19 protein-coding genes are annotated in these 15,169 nt (G+C 59.6%); 14 read left to right on the plus strand and 5 right to left on the minus strand.

Annotated elements, in window-relative coordinates; all coding sequences use genetic code 11:
* Window positions 1-96: 96 nt before the first annotated feature.
* The 6 genes from GS605_RS03920 to GS605_RS03945 all read left to right on the plus strand — a co-directional run bounded on the left by GS605_RS03920 (window position 97) and on the right by GS605_RS03945 (window position 4,617).
* Window positions 97-819 carry an endonuclease/exonuclease/phosphatase family protein gene (locus GS605_RS03920; protein ID WP_152458217.1) on the plus strand — a complete coding sequence of 241 codons (723 nt, stop codon included), beginning with the start codon at window positions 97-99 and terminating at the stop codon, window positions 817-819.
* 65 nt (window positions 820-884) lie between these two features.
* Window positions 885-1,298 (plus strand): Fur family transcriptional regulator, encoded by a 414-nt coding sequence (locus GS605_RS03925; RefSeq protein WP_171631929.1) that lies wholly within the window; start codon window positions 885-887, stop codon window positions 1,296-1,298.
* Window positions 1,299-1,431: 133 nt separating this feature from the next.
* Window positions 1,432-2,310, plus strand: coding sequence for a DMT family transporter (locus tag GS605_RS03930; protein ID WP_171723124.1), 879 nt, complete (start codon window positions 1,432-1,434; stop codon window positions 2,308-2,310).
* 136 nt (window positions 2,311-2,446) lie between these two features.
* Window positions 2,447-3,724, plus strand: a complete 1,278-nt coding sequence (gene eno, locus GS605_RS03935) for a phosphopyruvate hydratase (RefSeq protein ID WP_171723125.1) — start codon at window positions 2,447-2,449, stop codon at window positions 3,722-3,724.
* Between the two features lie 48 nt (window positions 3,725-3,772).
* The gene (locus GS605_RS03940) at window positions 3,773-4,312 is read left to right on the plus strand and encodes a GNAT family N-acetyltransferase (RefSeq protein ID WP_171631937.1); all 540 of its coding nucleotides are present in this window, start codon (window positions 3,773-3,775) and stop codon (window positions 4,310-4,312) included.
* 140 nt (window positions 4,313-4,452) lie between these two features.
* A complete protein-coding gene (locus GS605_RS03945) occupies window positions 4,453-4,617 on the plus strand; it encodes a hypothetical protein (RefSeq protein ID WP_171631940.1) in 165 nt (54 codons plus the stop codon).
* On the opposite strand, the gene GS605_RS03950 is transcribed toward GS605_RS03945, so the two are convergent.
* The 3 genes from GS605_RS03950 to mazG are packed head-to-tail and all read right to left on the minus strand — an operon-like array spanning window position 4,614 to window position 6,922.
* The gene (locus tag GS605_RS03950; protein ID WP_171723126.1) at window positions 4,614-5,063 is read right to left on the minus strand and encodes an N-acetyltransferase; all 450 of its coding nucleotides are present in this window, start codon (window positions 5,061-5,063) and stop codon (window positions 4,614-4,616) included. The two genes, GS605_RS03945 and GS605_RS03950, sit on opposite strands and share 4 nt — an antisense overlap.
* Window positions 5,060-6,001, minus strand: coding sequence for a nucleoside hydrolase (locus tag GS605_RS03955; protein WP_171723127.1), 942 nt, complete (start codon window positions 5,999-6,001; stop codon window positions 5,060-5,062). Before GS605_RS03955 ends, GS605_RS03950 begins: the two co-directional genes overlap by 4 nt.
* Window positions 6,002-6,055: 54 nt before the next feature.
* On the minus strand, window positions 6,056-6,922 hold the full coding sequence (mazG, locus tag GS605_RS03960) for a nucleoside triphosphate pyrophosphohydrolase (protein WP_171723128.1): 867 nt from the start codon (window positions 6,920-6,922) through the stop codon (window positions 6,056-6,058).
* Window positions 6,923-6,988: 66 nt separating this feature from the next.
* Here mazG and GS605_RS03965 point away from each other — a divergent pair, with 66 nt between their 5' ends.
* From GS605_RS03965 to GS605_RS03985, 5 genes are all read left to right on the plus strand, one after another.
* Complete coding sequence (locus GS605_RS03965; protein WP_171723129.1) at window positions 6,989-8,152, plus strand: M20 aminoacylase family protein; 1,164 nt, start codon at window positions 6,989-6,991, stop codon at window positions 8,150-8,152.
* Between the two features lie 12 nt (window positions 8,153-8,164).
* The gene (speB, locus tag GS605_RS03970) at window positions 8,165-9,127 is read left to right on the plus strand and encodes an agmatinase (RefSeq protein ID WP_171723130.1); all 963 of its coding nucleotides are present in this window, start codon (window positions 8,165-8,167) and stop codon (window positions 9,125-9,127) included.
* On the plus strand, window positions 9,124-9,681 hold the full coding sequence (locus GS605_RS03975; RefSeq protein ID WP_171723131.1) for a hypothetical protein: 558 nt from the start codon (window positions 9,124-9,126) through the stop codon (window positions 9,679-9,681). The genes speB (GS605_RS03970) and GS605_RS03975 overlap by 4 nt, the downstream gene beginning before the upstream one ends.
* A gap of 33 nt (window positions 9,682-9,714) precedes the next feature.
* Window positions 9,715-10,662 (plus strand): agmatinase, encoded by a 948-nt coding sequence (gene speB / locus GS605_RS03980; RefSeq protein ID WP_171631958.1) that lies wholly within the window; start codon window positions 9,715-9,717, stop codon window positions 10,660-10,662.
* Between the two features lie 66 nt (window positions 10,663-10,728).
* Window positions 10,729-11,130 carry a DUF1499 domain-containing protein gene (locus GS605_RS03985; RefSeq protein WP_171723132.1) on the plus strand — a complete coding sequence of 134 codons (402 nt, stop codon included), beginning with the start codon at window positions 10,729-10,731 and terminating at the stop codon, window positions 11,128-11,130.
* Window positions 11,131-11,145: 15 nt separating this feature from the next.
* Here the strand turns inward: GS605_RS03985 and GS605_RS03990 are convergent, their stop codons facing one another.
* The gene (locus GS605_RS03990) at window positions 11,146-11,427 is read right to left on the minus strand and encodes a hypothetical protein (RefSeq protein WP_152458207.1); all 282 of its coding nucleotides are present in this window, start codon (window positions 11,425-11,427) and stop codon (window positions 11,146-11,148) included.
* 62 nt (window positions 11,428-11,489) lie between these two features.
* Here GS605_RS03990 and prfA point away from each other — a divergent pair, with 62 nt between their 5' ends.
* The 3 genes from prfA (at window position 11,490) to GS605_RS04005 (ending at window position 14,207) form a co-directional block, all read left to right on the plus strand.
* On the plus strand, window positions 11,490-12,545 hold the full coding sequence (gene prfA / locus GS605_RS03995) for a peptide chain release factor 1 (RefSeq protein WP_171633802.1): 1,056 nt from the start codon (window positions 11,490-11,492) through the stop codon (window positions 12,543-12,545).
* Window positions 12,542-13,387, plus strand: coding sequence for a peptide chain release factor N(5)-glutamine methyltransferase (prmC, locus tag GS605_RS04000; protein ID WP_171231505.1), 846 nt, complete (start codon window positions 12,542-12,544; stop codon window positions 13,385-13,387). The genes prfA and prmC overlap by 4 nt, the downstream gene beginning before the upstream one ends.
* A gap of 241 nt (window positions 13,388-13,628) precedes the next feature.
* Entirely contained in the window at window positions 13,629-14,207 is a 579-nt protein-coding gene (locus tag GS605_RS04005; protein WP_171723133.1) for a DUF4167 domain-containing protein, read from the plus strand.
* Between the two features lie 55 nt (window positions 14,208-14,262).
* On the opposite strand, the gene rsmA is transcribed toward GS605_RS04005, so the two are convergent.
* Window positions 14,263-15,105, minus strand: coding sequence for a 16S rRNA (adenine(1518)-N(6)/adenine(1519)-N(6))-dimethyltransferase RsmA (gene rsmA / locus GS605_RS04010; protein ID WP_171723134.1), 843 nt, complete (start codon window positions 15,103-15,105; stop codon window positions 14,263-14,265).
* Window positions 15,106-15,169 lie beyond the last annotated feature (64 nt).

Consider the following 15,169-nt stretch of genomic DNA (forward strand, 5'->3'; position numbering starts at 1 on the left):
TGCCGTATCGGAATTGTCGCAGCAGGAAACCAAGCAGAGGGGTTGCGCCTCACGTCAGGCATGGCACTTTAGGGCAATTCATTTGGTCACGCCCCCATGCCAACTTCCTCCACGCTGCGTATCGCAAGCTACAACATTCAGAAATGCGTCGGGCTGGATTTCCGGCGCCAACCCCAACGTATTCTGCAAGTCATCGAAAACATGAAAGCGGATATCGTGGTGTTGCAGGAGGCCGACAAGCGCCTGCCGCCCCGTCCGGCCGCGCTGCCGCATTTTATGTTGGACGAGGCGGGATGGCAGATCGTAGATCTGGGCGGCGCGGGAAGTCTGGGCTGGCACGGCAACGCGGTGATCTGGCGCGGAGAGGGTATCTCGGTCCGCCGAAAAGGGCATCACGAGTTGCCGGGGCTGGAGCCGCGCGGTGCGGTGCGTGTCGAGTTCGACACCCATATCGGGCCATTGCGCGTGATGGGTATGCATCTTGGACTGTTGCCAGCGTCGCGGCGACAGCAGATTTTGCACATTCGGCGGAACGACTGGGACATGGACCAGATGCCGACTGTTTGGGCCGGTGACTTCAACGAGTGGTCACGTCAGCCAGTACTGGATCACCTGGTCCCCGAAATGCGGTTTCTGCCTCCCAGACCAAGTTTTCCCGCCGCGCAGCCCCTGGGCGCGCTGGATCGGATCGCGCTGGGCAGCGGAATACAGGCCGTGGCGCACGGTGTTCACGACACACGTCCCGCGCATATCGCATCTGATCACCTGCCGGTCTGGGCCGATCTGACGCGCGCCAGATCAGAAGGTCGCAAAAGGTGAAATCCCTGTAGCGAAACCTGCGCAGACATATTAAGACAGACACCCGAGCAAGTCTGAGGGGCATCATGTCGGAAACGATTATTGGGCGTTGTGAAGCCAAAGGGCTGCGCATGACCGGTCAAAGAAGGGTCATCGCGCAGGTACTGGAACAGAGCGACGACCACCCGGATGTCGAGGAACTCTATGCGCGGGCGTCTGCTGCGGACAAAGGCATTTCCATTGCAACGGTCTATCGCACGGTCAAACTGTTCGAAGAGGCTGGTATTCTGGAACGTCTTGAGTTCGGCGACGGACGGGCCCGGTACGAGGACGCCGAGCGCGATCACCACGACCACCTGATCGACATGCAGTCAGGAGAGGTTATCGAATTCGTCGACCCCGAGATCGAAGCCCTACAGGAAAGAATCGCCGCCAAGCTTGGGTATAAGCTGAAAGGGCACCGGTTGGAGCTGTACGGCGTCCCGCTGGAAAAGGACTGACCCATCACGAAACGCGATTGATCGCCTCACGTTAATTCATCAGGCGTGACGGGAATTGTCTTGCCAGATGCCGTTGGTTGAGGTTGTTGTGCATCTACAGGCACCAGATGTGCCCTTTCCAACGGACGCGCAAATGAACAACGTAAACGGCATCCTGCTGCTCATCGGGTCGATGGCGGCCTTTGCACTTGAGGACATGTTCATCAAGCTCCTGTCCGGCTCTGTGCCGACAGGGCAGATCATGGTGTTTCTGGGCGTGTTTTGCGGGCTCGTGTTTGCCGCGATGTCAGTGGTCACCCGAAAGCGGATCTTTGACCCCGTGGCATGGAAAGCCCTGCCATTGATCCGCGCTGCGACCGAAGGCTTTGGCGCGGTGGCGTTCGTGACGGCGTTGTCGCTGATCGACCTGTCCACCGTTGCGGCCGTGTTTCAGGCCATGCCGCTGGTCGTCACCATGGGTGCGGCCCTGTTCCTTGGAGAGCAGGTCGGCTGGCGTCGCTGGAGCGCGATCGGTGTCGGCTTTGTCGGTGTTCTGATGATCATCCGTCCGGGGATGGAGGGCTTTCGGCCGGAATCCCTGTTTGTGGTGTTGTCCGTGGTCGCCATTGCGGCGCGCGATCTGATCACCCGCAAGCTGGACCCACGCGTGCCCTCATCCGTCGTTGCGATGCAGGCCTATATTGCGGTGGCTGTGGCCGGCCTGGTTCTGATGGTCATGTCCGGGGCATCCTTCGTGCCGGTTCAAGCCGGTCAAACGGGCCCTTATGCGGGGGCGATCGGATTTGGCGTGCTGGGCTATTACGGCATTGTCACTGCGATGAGGGTGGGCGAAGCCTCGGCCCTGATGCCGTTCCGGTACACGCGCCTTGTGTTCTCGATCCTTGCTGGAATGCTGATGTTCGGTGAACGCCCTGATGCGCTGACAATGGCGGGGGCGACCCTGATCATCGGCTCGGGTCTTTATACCTTTGTCCGCGAACGGCGTCTGGCGCGGGAATTGGCACCTGCCTGACCCTGTTGGCGCAAACAGCGAATTGTTAGCCCTAAATGTCCGGGAATATACGTGTTAGCGTTAACGGAACCGGTTTACTTTTGGCCGGTTGCTGCTATGACGCGTGCAACCGACCGCAGTCACAGGGACAGGCTTCATGAGCACCATCATCGACATCCACGCACGCGAAATTCTGGACAGCCGGGGCAATCCGACAGTCGAAGTTGACGTGATTCTGGAAGACGGCACCATGGGTCGCGCTGCCGTACCCTCGGGCGCGTCCACCGGTGCCTATGAGGCGGTTGAAAAACGCGATGGCGACAAGGCGCGCTATATGGGCAAAGGCGTTCTGGAAGCCGTCGCCGCCGTGAACGGCGAGATTGCCGAAGAACTGGTGGGCTTTGACGCGACCGAGCAGGTGGCCATTGACCAGGCCATGATCGAGCTGGACGGCACCGAGAACAAAGGCCGTCTGGGTGCGAACGCTATCCTGGGTGTCTCGCTGGCCACGGCCAAGGCGGCGGCGGATTTCACCACCCAGCCGCTCTATCGCTATGTGGGCGGCACCTCGGCGCGGGTTCTGCCGGTTCCGATGATGAACATTATCAATGGTGGCGAACATGCCGACAACCCGATCGACATTCAGGAATTCATGATCATGCCGACCGCCGCCGCGAACATTCGCGAAGCGGTGCGCATGGGGTCCGAGGTGTTCCATACACTGAAGAAAGAACTGTCTTCCGCGGGTCTGGCCACGGGAGTGGGCGACGAGGGCGGTTTTGCCCCCAACATTGCCAGCACACGCGAGGCGCTGGATTTCATCCTGAAATCCATCGAAAAGGCGGGCTACAAGCCGGGCGAAGAAATCCACCTGGCCTTGGATTGCGCGGCGACCGAGTATTTCAAAGACGGCAAATACGTTCTGGCGGGCGAGGGGATCACCCTGACATCCGAGGAAAACGCAGCCTATCTGGCTGCTCTGGTCAATGACTATCCGATCATCTCGATCGAAGATGGCATGTCTGAAGATGACTGGGATGGCTGGAAGGCCCTGACCGATGCCATCGGCGACAAGGTGCAACTGGTTGGTGATGACCTGTTCGTGACCAACCCGGAACGTCTGGCCGAAGGGATCGAACGTGGCTGCGCGAACTCAATGCTGGTCAAGGTGAACCAGATCGGTTCGCTGACCGAAACCCTGCGCGCCGTCGATATGGCGCACCGCGCGCGGTACACCAACGTGATGTCGCACCGTTCGGGCGAGACCGAGGACGCGACCATTGCCGATCTGGCCGTGGCGACGAATTGTGGTCAGATCAAAACCGGCTCATTGGCGCGATCGGACCGGTTGGCGAAATACAACCAGCTGATCCGCATCGAGGAGTCGCTGGGGGAAGTGGCCGAATACGCAGGCGCGTCGATCCTTCGCAAATAACGCACTTGGTGCTAGGCTGACCCCCGGGTTTGATCCGGGGGTCGCATTGTGCTGAACATCATCGAACCGGAAACGCCGGACCAGTTTGAAGCGGTTCGGCGTTTGTGTTGGGATTACAGGGATTTCCTGCTGGCGCTGGATGAAAGAACCGCCCAGATTGTGCAGGCTTTCTACCCAAGCGAAAAATACGCCCGTGTAATGGACAACATTGACGCGGAACACGCACCGCCGAACGGTGGGATCAAACTGGCATTGCTGCATGGGGAACCGGTCGGCTGCGGCATGTTTCACACCTACGAGCCCGGTGTGGCTGAAATCAAACGCGTATTTGTAACCGACGCAGCAAGGGGGACCGGCGCAGGCTGTGCCATCATGCTTTCGCTGATCGAAATGTGCCGAGATCTTGGGTTCGACTATATTCGAATGGACACCGGCAAACCCCTGGAAGTGGCGACTCGGTTATACCTGTCTTTGGGCTTTCACCTGCGCGACGCCTATTACGAAACTCCTGAAATCGCACGCGATCACCTGCTTTTTTTCGAAATGCCGCTTTTTGAAGAAGACATTGGCGTGCCAGAAAAAAGATAAAATTCTCAGGGGCATGGTGGTCTTAGACGTGGAAATTTGATAATATTTAAGTGGCTTAATTATTCTTATGTGTGAACTTGTTACTTATCGCGTTCACTCCAAATGCCGTAGTCTTTCTTCATTGCAGAAAGGAGACCACGATGTCTGTATCCAAATTCCTTCTGATAATCGTCACAGCGTCCATCACAGTATTGTCTGCCTGCGCGGGTCCGGGAACGTATCCGATAACCGGAGAAGAAGTTTCGTCGAATGACCCGGTACAGGACATGAACCCGGCCAATATCTTCCGCGGCGAGTCTCGTTAAAGCAACTTGCTCATCAGCATATATCTGTCGCGTGGTTTGAACCCGGTGCGCAGATAGATCTTCTGAGCGACCTCGTTGTGCCGGTCGACTTCCAGATGAAGGGCAGTCAGCCCCGCTTCGGACAAAGCTTTGGGCAGCGCCAGTAGAACTTCGGTTGCGATGCCGCGGCCGCGAACAGCGGGCCGGATATAGATTTCGTCCACGAAACCGTCCATGCCGCCGAATTCGACGGACCAGCCGAAGGTCAGGATGATGTAGCCCAACGGCGCGCGTCCGGGGCCGATCAGATAGACACAGCCATGGGGAATACCCTCGAGCAGGGGTGTCAGAGCGTTTCGGGTCTGGTCCGGGTCTTGCGTCAATCCGGCCTCGGTATGGAAGGCGGTGACCAGTGCCATCAGACGATCCAGGTCCTCGGGGCGCGCCAGGCGCAGGGCGGCGCTCATAATCTGGCCAGCCTTTCCGTCAAAAGATTGAAGAAGCCGTCGGCGTCGATTTCCCCCATGAACAGCGCATTGGGCGCGCGGTCGGTTACGCCCCACCAATCGGCGACCGTCATGCCCATTGTCAGCTCGGACTGGGTTTCAATCTCGACATTCACATGACGACCCGAAAACAGCTCGGGCCGGATCAGATAGGCGGTCACGCAAGGGTCGTGCAAAGGCGCACCTGCGCTGCCGTATTTTTCCTTGTCGAACCTTTCGAAGAAATCGGTCATCTCGGCGACGGAGATTCCGACTTTGTTTCCCAGCGCACGGAACGCATCATTGCGGGGTTTGGTGACCAGCGCCTTGTGCGTGACATCCAGCGACATGACCACGATAGGTCTGCCGGATTTGAAAACTATATCAGCGGCTTCTGGATCGACGTGAATGTTGAACTCAGCTGTCGGGGTGATGTTGCCGACCTCGAAATACGCTCCGCCCATCAGAACGATTTCCTGTACCCGGTCCACAATGTCCGGAGCCTTGCTGAACGCGGTCGCGATATTTGTCAGTGGCCCCAGCGGGCAAAGTGTTACCGTGCCCGGTTCTTCAGCGCGCAGGGTGTCGATGATGAAATCCACCGCATGCCCTTCGGTCAGCGGCATCTGCGGATCGGGCAGGTCCGGGCCATCCAGACCTGTCTTGCCATGCACATGCTCGGCCGTGACCAGCGGGCGGTTCAACGGTCTGTCGCAGCCCGCGTAAACAGGTATGTCGGTCCGGCCCGCCAGTTCGCACACGATCCGAGCGTTCTTGGCGGTCAATTCCAGGGGCACGTTGCCTGCGACCGCCGTGATGCCAAGAACCTCGATATCCTCCGGGCTGGCCAGCGCCAGCAGGATAGCGACGGCATCGTCCTGTCCGGGATCGGTGTCGATGATGATCTTGCGAGGGGGCATGGGCGTCTCCGGTGGTCGTGAAGGTGGGACACTCGCAAGTGTCGGGTGCCTTGTCTACCCGTTTCTGGGTGCGGCCATGACTTCAACCGGCGGGAGTTTGCCGTTGGCGCGATGCTCTTCGGTTTTGACCTCGTCCCACAGCGCATCCATCTCGGCCAGATCGCTTTGCGAGGGGGTCTTTCCCCGTTCGGCCAGCCGGGTCTCGACCTGTTCAAAGCGACGGGTGAACTTGGCATTGGTGCGGCGCAACGCGGCCTCCGGTTCGATGCCAAGATGACGACCCAGATTGACCATCACGAACAGCAGATCGCCAAACTCATCCTCAAGCGCGTCCGCGTCCATCTTGTCACGCGCCTCTTCCAGTTCGGCGGCTTCTTCGGTGATCTTGGCCAGAACGTGGCCGGCGTCGGGCCAGTCGAACCCTACGCGCGCGGCCCGTTTTTGCAGCTTATGCGCCCGCAGCAGGGCTGGCAGGTTGGCGGCCACCCCGTCCAGCGCGCCTTTCTGTTCCTTGCCCGCACGTTCGGCGGCCTTGATGGCTTCCCAGTCCTTGGTCTGCTGTTCGGCGGATTTATCGCGGGATTCGTCACCGAAGACATGCGGATGCCGGGCCACCATCTTGTCGGACATGGTGCGAACCACGTCCTGAAAGGTGAAATATCCCGCTTCTTCCGCCATTTGAGCGTGGAAGACGGATTGGAACAGCAGATCGCCCAGCTCTCCCTTCAGCTCGTCCCAGGCCTCACGCTCGATGGCGTCGGCGACCTCATAGGCCTCTTCGATCGTATAGGGCGCGATGGTGGCGAAATCCTGTTCGATATCCCACGGGCAGCCGGTTTGCGGATCACGCAGGCGGCGCATGATTTCCAGCAGGCGTTCGATCCCTGCGTCACTGTCATGGATCAGAGGATTATCGGCCATTGCGAACCCTTTCATTCCGGTGTCAGATGCATCCATCCCGCAGTCCCGATCAGGAGTCCACCCCAGATGCCCGTCGTCAACCGAATTGCCGATTTCTCTGCCGATATGACCAGATGGCGCCAATATCTGCACACGATACCCGAGTTGGAGTTCGAGTGCTTTGAGACTGCCGCGTTTGTGGCCGAGCGTCTGCGTGAATTCGGGGTTGATGAATTGCATGAAGGGATCGCAAAAACCGGGATGGTCGCGATCATCAACGGGCAGGGCGACGGCCCGACCATTGGCCTGCGCGCCGATATGGATGCATTGCCGATCACCGAAGAAACAGGCGTCGACTATGCATCGAAGAATCCCGGAAAGATGCATGCCTGCGGGCATGACGGGCACACCACAATGCTGCTGGGCGCGGCGCGGTATCTGGCCGAGACGCGAAATTTCCGCGGCCGTGTGGCCCTGATCTTTCAACCGGCCGAGGAAGAAGGTGGCGGTGCGGGTGTCATGGTCGAAGAAGGCATCATGGAGCGGTTCGATATCTCTGAGGTCTATGGAATACACAACGATCCGGGAAACCCGGAAGGTACGTTCCATACAACGCCGGGGCCGATCATGGCGGCGGTCGATACGTTCGATATTCATATCCAAGGCGTCGGCGGCCATGGCGCCATGCCGCATCAGACCCGCGACCCGGTCATGGCGGCCTGCGGCATTGCACAGGCGATCCAGACCATCGTCAGCCGCAACCACTATGCAGTGGAAGACCTGGTTGTTTCGGTCACTCAGATCCACGCCGGAACGGTGAACAACGTGATCCCGGACACCGCCTATCTGAACGGCACGGTTCGTACATTCGATCCTTATGTGCAGAAAATGGTGATGGAGCGGATGGAGCAGATCGTTCAGGGGCAGGCCGCGTCTTACGGTGTCGAGGCACGGCTTGAATATCAGGTGGGATACCCGGCGACGATCAACGATGCTGAAAAGGCAGCCTTTGCCGCGGCCGTCGCGCGCGAAGTGTCGGGGGCTGAACGGGTGATCGACACAATGGGGCGCGACATGGGGGCCGAGGATTTTTCGTACATGCTTCAGTCGCGACCAGGGGCTTATCTGTTCCTTGGGCAGGGTGATGGTGCCGGGCTGCATCATCCGAAATACAACTTCAATGATGATATCGCGCCGGTGGGGGCATCGTTCTTCGCACGGATCGTGGAAAAGGCGCAGCCGTTGGGCTGATGGGGGAGCGAAATGGCACTGGAAGACGCAAAAAACCAGGTGGACGAGGCATTCACCAACCCGGATCTCAAAGGCCTGTCCTATGAAAACACCTTTGGCGGGGCGACCTCGTTTCTGCGGCGGCTGTATACCAAGAACCTGACCGGCGTCGACATCGCCGTGACCGGCGTGCCGTTTGATCAGGCGGTGACCAATCGCCCGGGCACCCGCCTTGGCCCGCGTGCAATCCGCGAGGCCAGCGCGCTGCAATCGCCCGATGCACCTTATGGCTGGCCCTTCGATGCGCTCAGCGAGCTGGCTATCATCGACTACGGCGATATGGCCTATGATTATGCCAACATTCCCGCCTTTCCCGACACGCTGACCGACCATATCCGCACCATTCTGACGGCGGATGTGGCCTCGGTCGCGCTGGGGGGCGACCACTATATCAGCTTTCCGATCCTCAAGGCCTATGCCGAGAAATACGGGCCGATGTCGCTATTGCAGTTCGACGCCCATACCGACACCTGGGCCGATGACGACATGAGCCGGGTGGACCACGGCACCATGTTCTACAAGGCGGTGAAGTCGGGGATCGTGGATCCGAAACGTTCGGTTCAGGTGGGGATCCGCACCACCAACGAGGACACGCTGGGCGTCAACATCATCGACGCGCGCGAGGTCTACGAATCTGGCCCCGCCGCCGTGGCGCAGAAGATCAAGGGCATTCTGGGCGACAGCCCGGTCTACCTAAGCTTTGATATCGACGGTCTGGACCCGGCCTTTGCACCGGGTACGGGGACACCGGTCTGGGGTGGTTTGAGTTCCATTCAGGCGCAGATCATCCTGCGCGACATCGCGGGGATCAACATCAAGGGCGGCGACGTGGTCGAAGTGTCTCCGCCGTTCGATACATCCGGCGCGACGGCGATTGCGGGGGCGCATGTGGCGACGCAGATCGTCTGCCTGTTGGGGTGGAATAAACTCGCATGACTAAACGAAAAGCTCTGATCTGGGCGTGCATTGTTCTCCTTGGGTTGCCGCTCGGGCATTTTGCGCGTGATCGCCTGCATCAGCCAACTGCTCGCGAGCATTCAGCAATGACTTTGTTTGAGACATACTGCGTACCATTTGCCGACGGTCAGGTCGTTGCTCCAGAAAAACGTCTAGTGCGCCTCGCGCGGGCTGACGGGCTGGCTTGGGTTGATTCCGAAACAGTAATGATGCTTCGATATAGTGATAAAAGGTGCTCTGTTTCTGATGCCTTGCGACCGATGAACGCAAGCGAACGCCACGCACTGGACACAGGTGTCATCGGGGTGATCGAAAGAGAATTGCCTGCACTGAGGCCCGAAAACAATCACGGATTGGACACTTGGGATGCGTTTCTCGTATGGGAAAGCCATCCCCGAGGGGATGATAGGCGCTGGGGTGCGACGTACACCCGTTTTTCATCGGACGCAGATTTTGAGACGTCATTAAGTGTTTCTTATCCAATTAATGATGATGTTTCGGAAAATTTGCGCGAACTTCGAAACAGTTCGTAAAGCAAAATACTCTGGGGCTTGTCGAGAAAGAATATGACACAATTCAACCAACCCATCAGCGGTAATGATCTGGCGCGGTTTTCGGGGCCGAATACGTTTATGCGCCTGTCCCAGGCAGCCTCGCTGGCGGGGCTGGATGTGGCGGTTTTGGGGATTCCGATGGATATCGGCACCTCGTGGCGATCGGGCACCCGGTTCGGACCCAAACAGATCCGCAGCGAAAGCGCGATGATAAGGCCCTACAACATGGCTACCTCGGCGGCTCCGTTCGACAGCTTGCAAATCGCCGACATCGGGGATCTGGCGATCAACACCTTCTCGCTTGCGGACAGCCTGAGGATCATCAGGGAAAGCTATGACGCGATCCTGGCAAAGAACGTGACCCCGGTGGCGATGGGGGGTGATCATTCGATCACCCTGCCGATCCTGCGGGCCATTGCGGCAAAGTATGGGCCGGTGGCTCTGGTGCATGTGGATGCCCATGCGGATGTGAATGACGAGATGTTCGGCGAGAAAGAGACCCACGGAACCGTCTTCCGCCGCGCCTATGAAGAGGGGCTGATTGTCCCCGACAAGACCTTTCAGATCGGCATTCGCGGATCGGGCTATGCGGCTTCGGATTTCACCGAAGCCAGGGATTGGGGCTTCCGCCAGTTCCCGGCCTGGGAGTTGTGGCAGCAGAACCTGACGCAGATCGGCTCTCAGATCCGCAAGATCATCGGGGATCATCCGGTCTATGTCACCTATGACATCGACAGCCTGGACCCGGCCTTTGCACCGGGCACGGGTACACCAGAGATTGCCGGGCTGACCACGCCGCAGGCGCTGCAACTGATCCACGCGTTGCAGGGTGTGAATGTGGTGGGGTGTGATCTGGTCGAGGTTTCACCCCCGTATGACCCATCCGGCAACACGGCCCTGACGGCAGCCAACCTGATCTACGAGATGCTGTGTATCCTGCCGGGTGTGACGTCGCGGTAAACCGGCCCGGAACGGCTTGCCCCGGCGCCTGATCCGCATAGGGTTTCTGCAAGAGGGCAAAGCGGGATGAAAAAGATGGTTTTGTGGGCAGTGATCGCGCTGGTGCTTGGGCTGGTCGCTTACGTCCGGTTGGCCCCGTCAGCTCTGGCGCAATGGCATATTGCACCGGTTGCAGAGGTTGATCAGGACTTGCCGGGTGGCGTTCTGCGCGTTGTTGCAACCGGCCCGGGAGGGTTGGAGAACCTCGATCGGATCGCCCGCGCCACGCCGCGCACCTCGGTTTTGGCAGGTTCGGTCGATGAGGGCATGATCACCTATGTCACCCGCACGATATGGATTGGTTTCCCCGACTATACCACTGTTCAGCAGGACGGCGACACGCTGCGCATCCATGGCCGTTTGCGGTTCGGTCGCAGGGATTTCGGTGTGAACAAGGCACGGGTTGATGGGTGGTTGGAGCAGATGTAACTGTTCTACCGGCGCTCAGGACGCCTCATCCTGTTCAAAGTGATCAACTGGATCGCTTTGCAACCCGGACGATAAACACCCTTCCTGCACCTCGCGCCACATGGGCACGTTCAGGGACATCTGGCATTGTGCCGTGAACATGCGGCCGTCGACTTGCAGGCAGATCATCTCACCCAGTTCGATGCGGGACCCGGACGTGTCGGTGCAATAGCAATCGCGGGTCTTGCCGTCGGGGCCGATGTAATCGGCGAAAACCGGCGTGGACGTCAGCAAAAGGGCAAGCAAAATCCGTTTCATGACAGGAAGCTTAGCACGACGTGGCCCTTGACCAAAGCCCCCGGATGATAGACACCGCCGGGATGATCCCCGAAGAACGTCTTGAACAGATCACCCAGCGTTTCCAATACCTCGAAGCAGCCATGGCGGATGGCGCATCGGGCGGCGATATTGCGGCCTTGGCCAAGGAATATTCCGACCTCAAGCCCGTGGTCGATCAGATCATGGCCTGGCGCCAGCTGGTGGCAGACCTGGCTGAGGCCGAGGCGATGCTGGCCGACCCGGATATGAAGGAGTTGGCCGAAGAAGAAATTCCGGACCTGCAATCGCGCATCCCCGAGGCGGAACACGCGCTGCAACTGGCGCTGCTGCCGAAGGATGCGGCGGATGCGCGTCCGGCGATGCTGGAAATTCGCCCGGGTACCGGCGGGGACGAGGCCGCTTTGTTCGCGGGCGATCTGTTGCGTATGTATCAACGCTATGCCGAGGCCCGCGGGTGGCAGTTCGAGATCATCGAAGAACAGGCTTCCGATCTGGGCGGGATCAAAGAGGTGGTGGCCCATATCAAGGGCGACAACGTCTTTGCCCGGCTGAAATACGAATCCGGCGTGCACCGTGTGCAGCGCGTGCCCGAAACCGAAAGCGGCGGGCGCATCCACACCTCGGCGGCGACGGTGGCGGTACTGCCCGAGGCCGAGGATGTCGACATCCAGGTAGACGCCAATGACATCCGTATCGACACGATGCGCAGTTCCGGCGCGGGCGGGCAGCACGTGAACACCACTGACTCGGCGGTGCGGATCACGCATATTCCGACGGGCTTGGTGGTCACAAGTTCCGAGAAGTCCCAGCATCGCAACCGCGAGATCGCCATGCAGGTGCTGAAGACGCGGCTTTATGACCTCGAGCGGCAGCGGATCGACAGCGAACGTTCCGCCGACCGGGCCAGCCAGGTAGGATCAGGGGATCGTTCGGAACGCATTCGCACCTACAATTTCCCACAGGGGCGGATGACGGATCACCGGATTAACCTGACGCTCTATAAACTGGATCAGGTGATGCAGGGGGATCTGGACGAAGTGATTGACGCTCTGACGGCGGATGATCAGGCCCGGTTGCTGGCCGAGATGGCGCAATGATGGGGCTGCAAACAGCAGCGCAGGCCATGGTGGCCGCAACCGCGCGTTTGAGGGCCGCGGGCGTGGATGACCCGGCGCGCGATGCGCGCCTGTTGTTGGCCCATGCCGCACGGATAGAAGCCAGCCGGGTGACGCTGATTGCCCCGGAAGAGTTGCAGCCCGAGATCGCTGAACGCTATGACCAGCTGGTTTCTTTGCGTGCCATTCGGGTGCCGGTGTCTCATCTTCTGGGCGAACGCGAGTTCTATGGGCGCAGGTTTCGCGTCAGTTCCGATGTTCTGGATCCACGCCCCGAGACTGAAACCTTGATCGAGGCCGCGCTGAGCGAACCTTTCGACCATGTTTTGGACCTCGGGGTCGGGTCGGGCTGTATTCTGGTCACACTGCTTGCGGAGCGCTCCAGCGCTTCGGGCCTTGGGGTCGACCTGAGTGAAGCCGCCTGTCTTCAGGCCAGCGCCAATGCCGTGCTCCACAAGGTGCAAGGACGAGCCGAGATTGCGCAGTCAAACTGGTTTGAAGACATTGAAGGCCAGTTTGACCTGATTGTTTCCAACCCACCGTATATTTCCGTAACCGAAATGAAGGATCTTTCGCCCGAAGTGCGGGAGCACGAGCCGCGCATGGCGCTGACCGATGAAGGGGACGGGCTGGGCGCGTATCGGCAGATTGCGGCCTCGGCCCCGGATTACCTGCTGCCAGGCGGGCGAATACTTGTGGAAATTGGCCCGACACAGGCAAATCTGGTGTCTGCCTTGTTTGATGCGGCGGGTTTGGCGGATATTCGCGTAATCCCCGATCTGGACGGGCGTGACCGGGTTGTCGGCGCGAAGATGCCGGGTTGAAACTGTTGTCTGAAGCCAAAAAACGCTGCCCCGAGTAAAAAAGCGTGTGAAAATCCCAGATTCCTCTTGTCTGCGCGGTCAGGACATGTTTACTCAGGATTAGTCGGCGAGGTTGACGCTGTTGCAGCGCACCCCTGACGCCAAGCCCAAAAAAGTCGACATCCCGTCACGGCAAACGCCTCTGAGCAGTGCAAAACACGGGTTGAGCGACAGCGCATTGATAAGGCTGACGTAAAGAAAGATGAGATCTTCCAAATCCCGCTCGCGGGCCAAGAACAACCGCAATCGTCCTTCCGGCGGTAACGTCGTAAACCGGGTTTTTGACAGCTCGGGCCCTGAAGGCAAGGTGCGTGGCACGCCGCAGCAAATCATTGATAAGTACAATCAGCTGGCGCGTGACGCTCAGCTGTCAAACGACCGCGTTGCGGCGGAAAACTTCCAGCAGCACGCAGAACATTATCTGCGCATGCTGAGTGAGGCGCAGCGCGAGATTGAAGCGCGCCGCGAAGAGCAGGAACGCCAGAACCGCGAACGCCAGGCCGAGCGTGATCGTGAGCGCGCAGAGCGCCAGGAACGTGAAGCGGCCCGACAGGCCGATCCCGCCGAAGCGCCGCAGCCGGACGTAATGGATTTCGCCGCACCGGACGCTGCTCCGGAAAGCGGTCTGGTCGAGACACCGGAAAGCAAGGGGGCCGAAGCCCCGGCAACTGAGAAGAAGGAAAAGCCTGCGCGCAAACCGCGGGCACGCAAGCCCAAACCGGCGCCAGCGGCTGAAGATGCGCCCAAAACGGATGGCGACGCACCGGAAGCGGCTGAGTAAAGCTGGCATCAGAATTTGCAAAGCCCCGAGGTCAAGCCTCGGGGCTTTTTTGTGATCAGGGTTTCTGGATTTCGCGCGCCAAGGCACAGAACGCTTCAAGCGGAACCTGCTCGGCCCGTTCAGTGGGTTGGATACCTGCGGCCTGCAAGCGATCCTCGATATCCGGAGCGACGCCTTTAAGCGAGGCACGCAGCATTTTGCGGCGTTGATTGAAGGCAGAGGCCACCACACGCGACAGGGTCGCGGCGTCAGCAGGATAGCGCGGTTCTGGCAGGGCGGTCAGGTGGACCACCGCGCTGGAGACTTTGGGCGGGGGGGTGAAGGCGCCGGGGGGAAGGGACATGGCGATGCGCGCCTCGGCCCGCCATTGGGCAAGGATGGCGAGGCGGCCATACGCCTTGCTGCCGGGCTGGGCCACGATGCGTTCGGCCACTTCGCGTTGGAACATCAGCGTCAGGCTCTGCCAGAAGGGGGGCCATTCAGGGGGTGTCAGCCAGCGCACAAGCAGTTCGGTGCCGACGTTGTATGGAAGGTTGGCTGCGATGCGGATTGGCGGGGTCAGATGTTCCAGCGGGTTGATCTCGAGCGCGTCACCATTGATGACCTCCAGCCTTCCGGGATAGGCGGCGGCGATATCGTTCAGGGCGGCAATGCAGCGGGTATCTTTTTCCACCGCCACGACCTTGCGTGCGCCTTCGGACAGGAGCCCTCGGGTGAGGCCGCCAGGACCGGGGCCGATTTCCAGTACGTCGCAGTCTGCAAGATCGCCAGCCTGACGGGCGATTTTGGCGGTCAGGTTGAGATCCAGCAGGAAGTTCTGACCCAGGGATTTGCGCGCCGAGAGTTGATGTGTGGCGATGACCTCGCGCAGAGGGGGGAGATTGTCGATTGCACTCATGATCCGATTACCGTGACGCAGGCCGCAGGGGCAGCGCCAGAAGTTTTTTGCCTCTGGCGGGGAT

Origin of the sequence: Ruegeria sp. HKCCD7559, assembly GCF_013110575.1 — a bacterium.
Lineage (GTDB): Bacteria > Pseudomonadota > Alphaproteobacteria > Rhodobacterales > Rhodobacteraceae > Ruegeria.

Coding starts and splice junctions, on each gene's coding strand:
- GS605_RS03920 (WP_152458217.1), top strand. CDS start 97: ATGCCAACTTCCTCCACGCTGCGTATCGCAAGCTACAACATTCAGAAA.
- GS605_RS03925 (WP_171631929.1), top strand. CDS start 885: ATGTCGGAAACGATTATTGGGCGTTGTGAAGCCAAAGGGCTGCGCATG.
- GS605_RS03930 (WP_171723124.1), top strand. CDS start 1,432: ATGAACAACGTAAACGGCATCCTGCTGCTCATCGGGTCGATGGCGGCC.
- eno (WP_171723125.1), top strand. CDS start 2,447: ATGAGCACCATCATCGACATCCACGCACGCGAAATTCTGGACAGCCGG.
- GS605_RS03945 (WP_171631940.1), top strand. CDS start 4,453: ATGTCTGTATCCAAATTCCTTCTGATAATCGTCACAGCGTCCATCACA.
- GS605_RS03950 (WP_171723126.1), bottom strand. CDS start 5,063: ATGAGCGCCGCCCTGCGCCTGGCGCGCCCCGAGGACCTGGATCGTCTG.
- GS605_RS03955 (WP_171723127.1), bottom strand. CDS start 6,001: ATGCCCCCTCGCAAGATCATCATCGACACCGATCCCGGACAGGACGAT.
- mazG (WP_171723128.1), bottom strand. CDS start 6,922: ATGGCCGATAATCCTCTGATCCATGACAGTGACGCAGGGATCGAACGC.
- GS605_RS03965 (WP_171723129.1), top strand. CDS start 6,989: ATGCCCGTCGTCAACCGAATTGCCGATTTCTCTGCCGATATGACCAGA.
- speB (WP_171723130.1), top strand. CDS start 8,165: ATGGCACTGGAAGACGCAAAAAACCAGGTGGACGAGGCATTCACCAAC.
- GS605_RS03975 (WP_171723131.1), top strand. CDS start 9,124: ATGACTAAACGAAAAGCTCTGATCTGGGCGTGCATTGTTCTCCTTGGG.
- speB (WP_171631958.1), top strand. CDS start 9,715: ATGACACAATTCAACCAACCCATCAGCGGTAATGATCTGGCGCGGTTT.
- GS605_RS03985 (WP_171723132.1), top strand. CDS start 10,729: ATGAAAAAGATGGTTTTGTGGGCAGTGATCGCGCTGGTGCTTGGGCTG.
- GS605_RS03990 (WP_152458207.1), bottom strand. CDS start 11,427: ATGAAACGGATTTTGCTTGCCCTTTTGCTGACGTCCACGCCGGTTTTC.
- prfA (WP_171633802.1), top strand. CDS start 11,490: ATGATCCCCGAAGAACGTCTTGAACAGATCACCCAGCGTTTCCAATAC.
- prmC (WP_171231505.1), top strand. CDS start 12,542: ATGATGGGGCTGCAAACAGCAGCGCAGGCCATGGTGGCCGCAACCGCG.
- GS605_RS04005 (WP_171723133.1), top strand. CDS start 13,629: ATGAGATCTTCCAAATCCCGCTCGCGGGCCAAGAACAACCGCAATCGT.
- rsmA (WP_171723134.1), bottom strand. CDS start 15,105: ATGAGTGCAATCGACAATCTCCCCCCTCTGCGCGAGGTCATCGCCACA.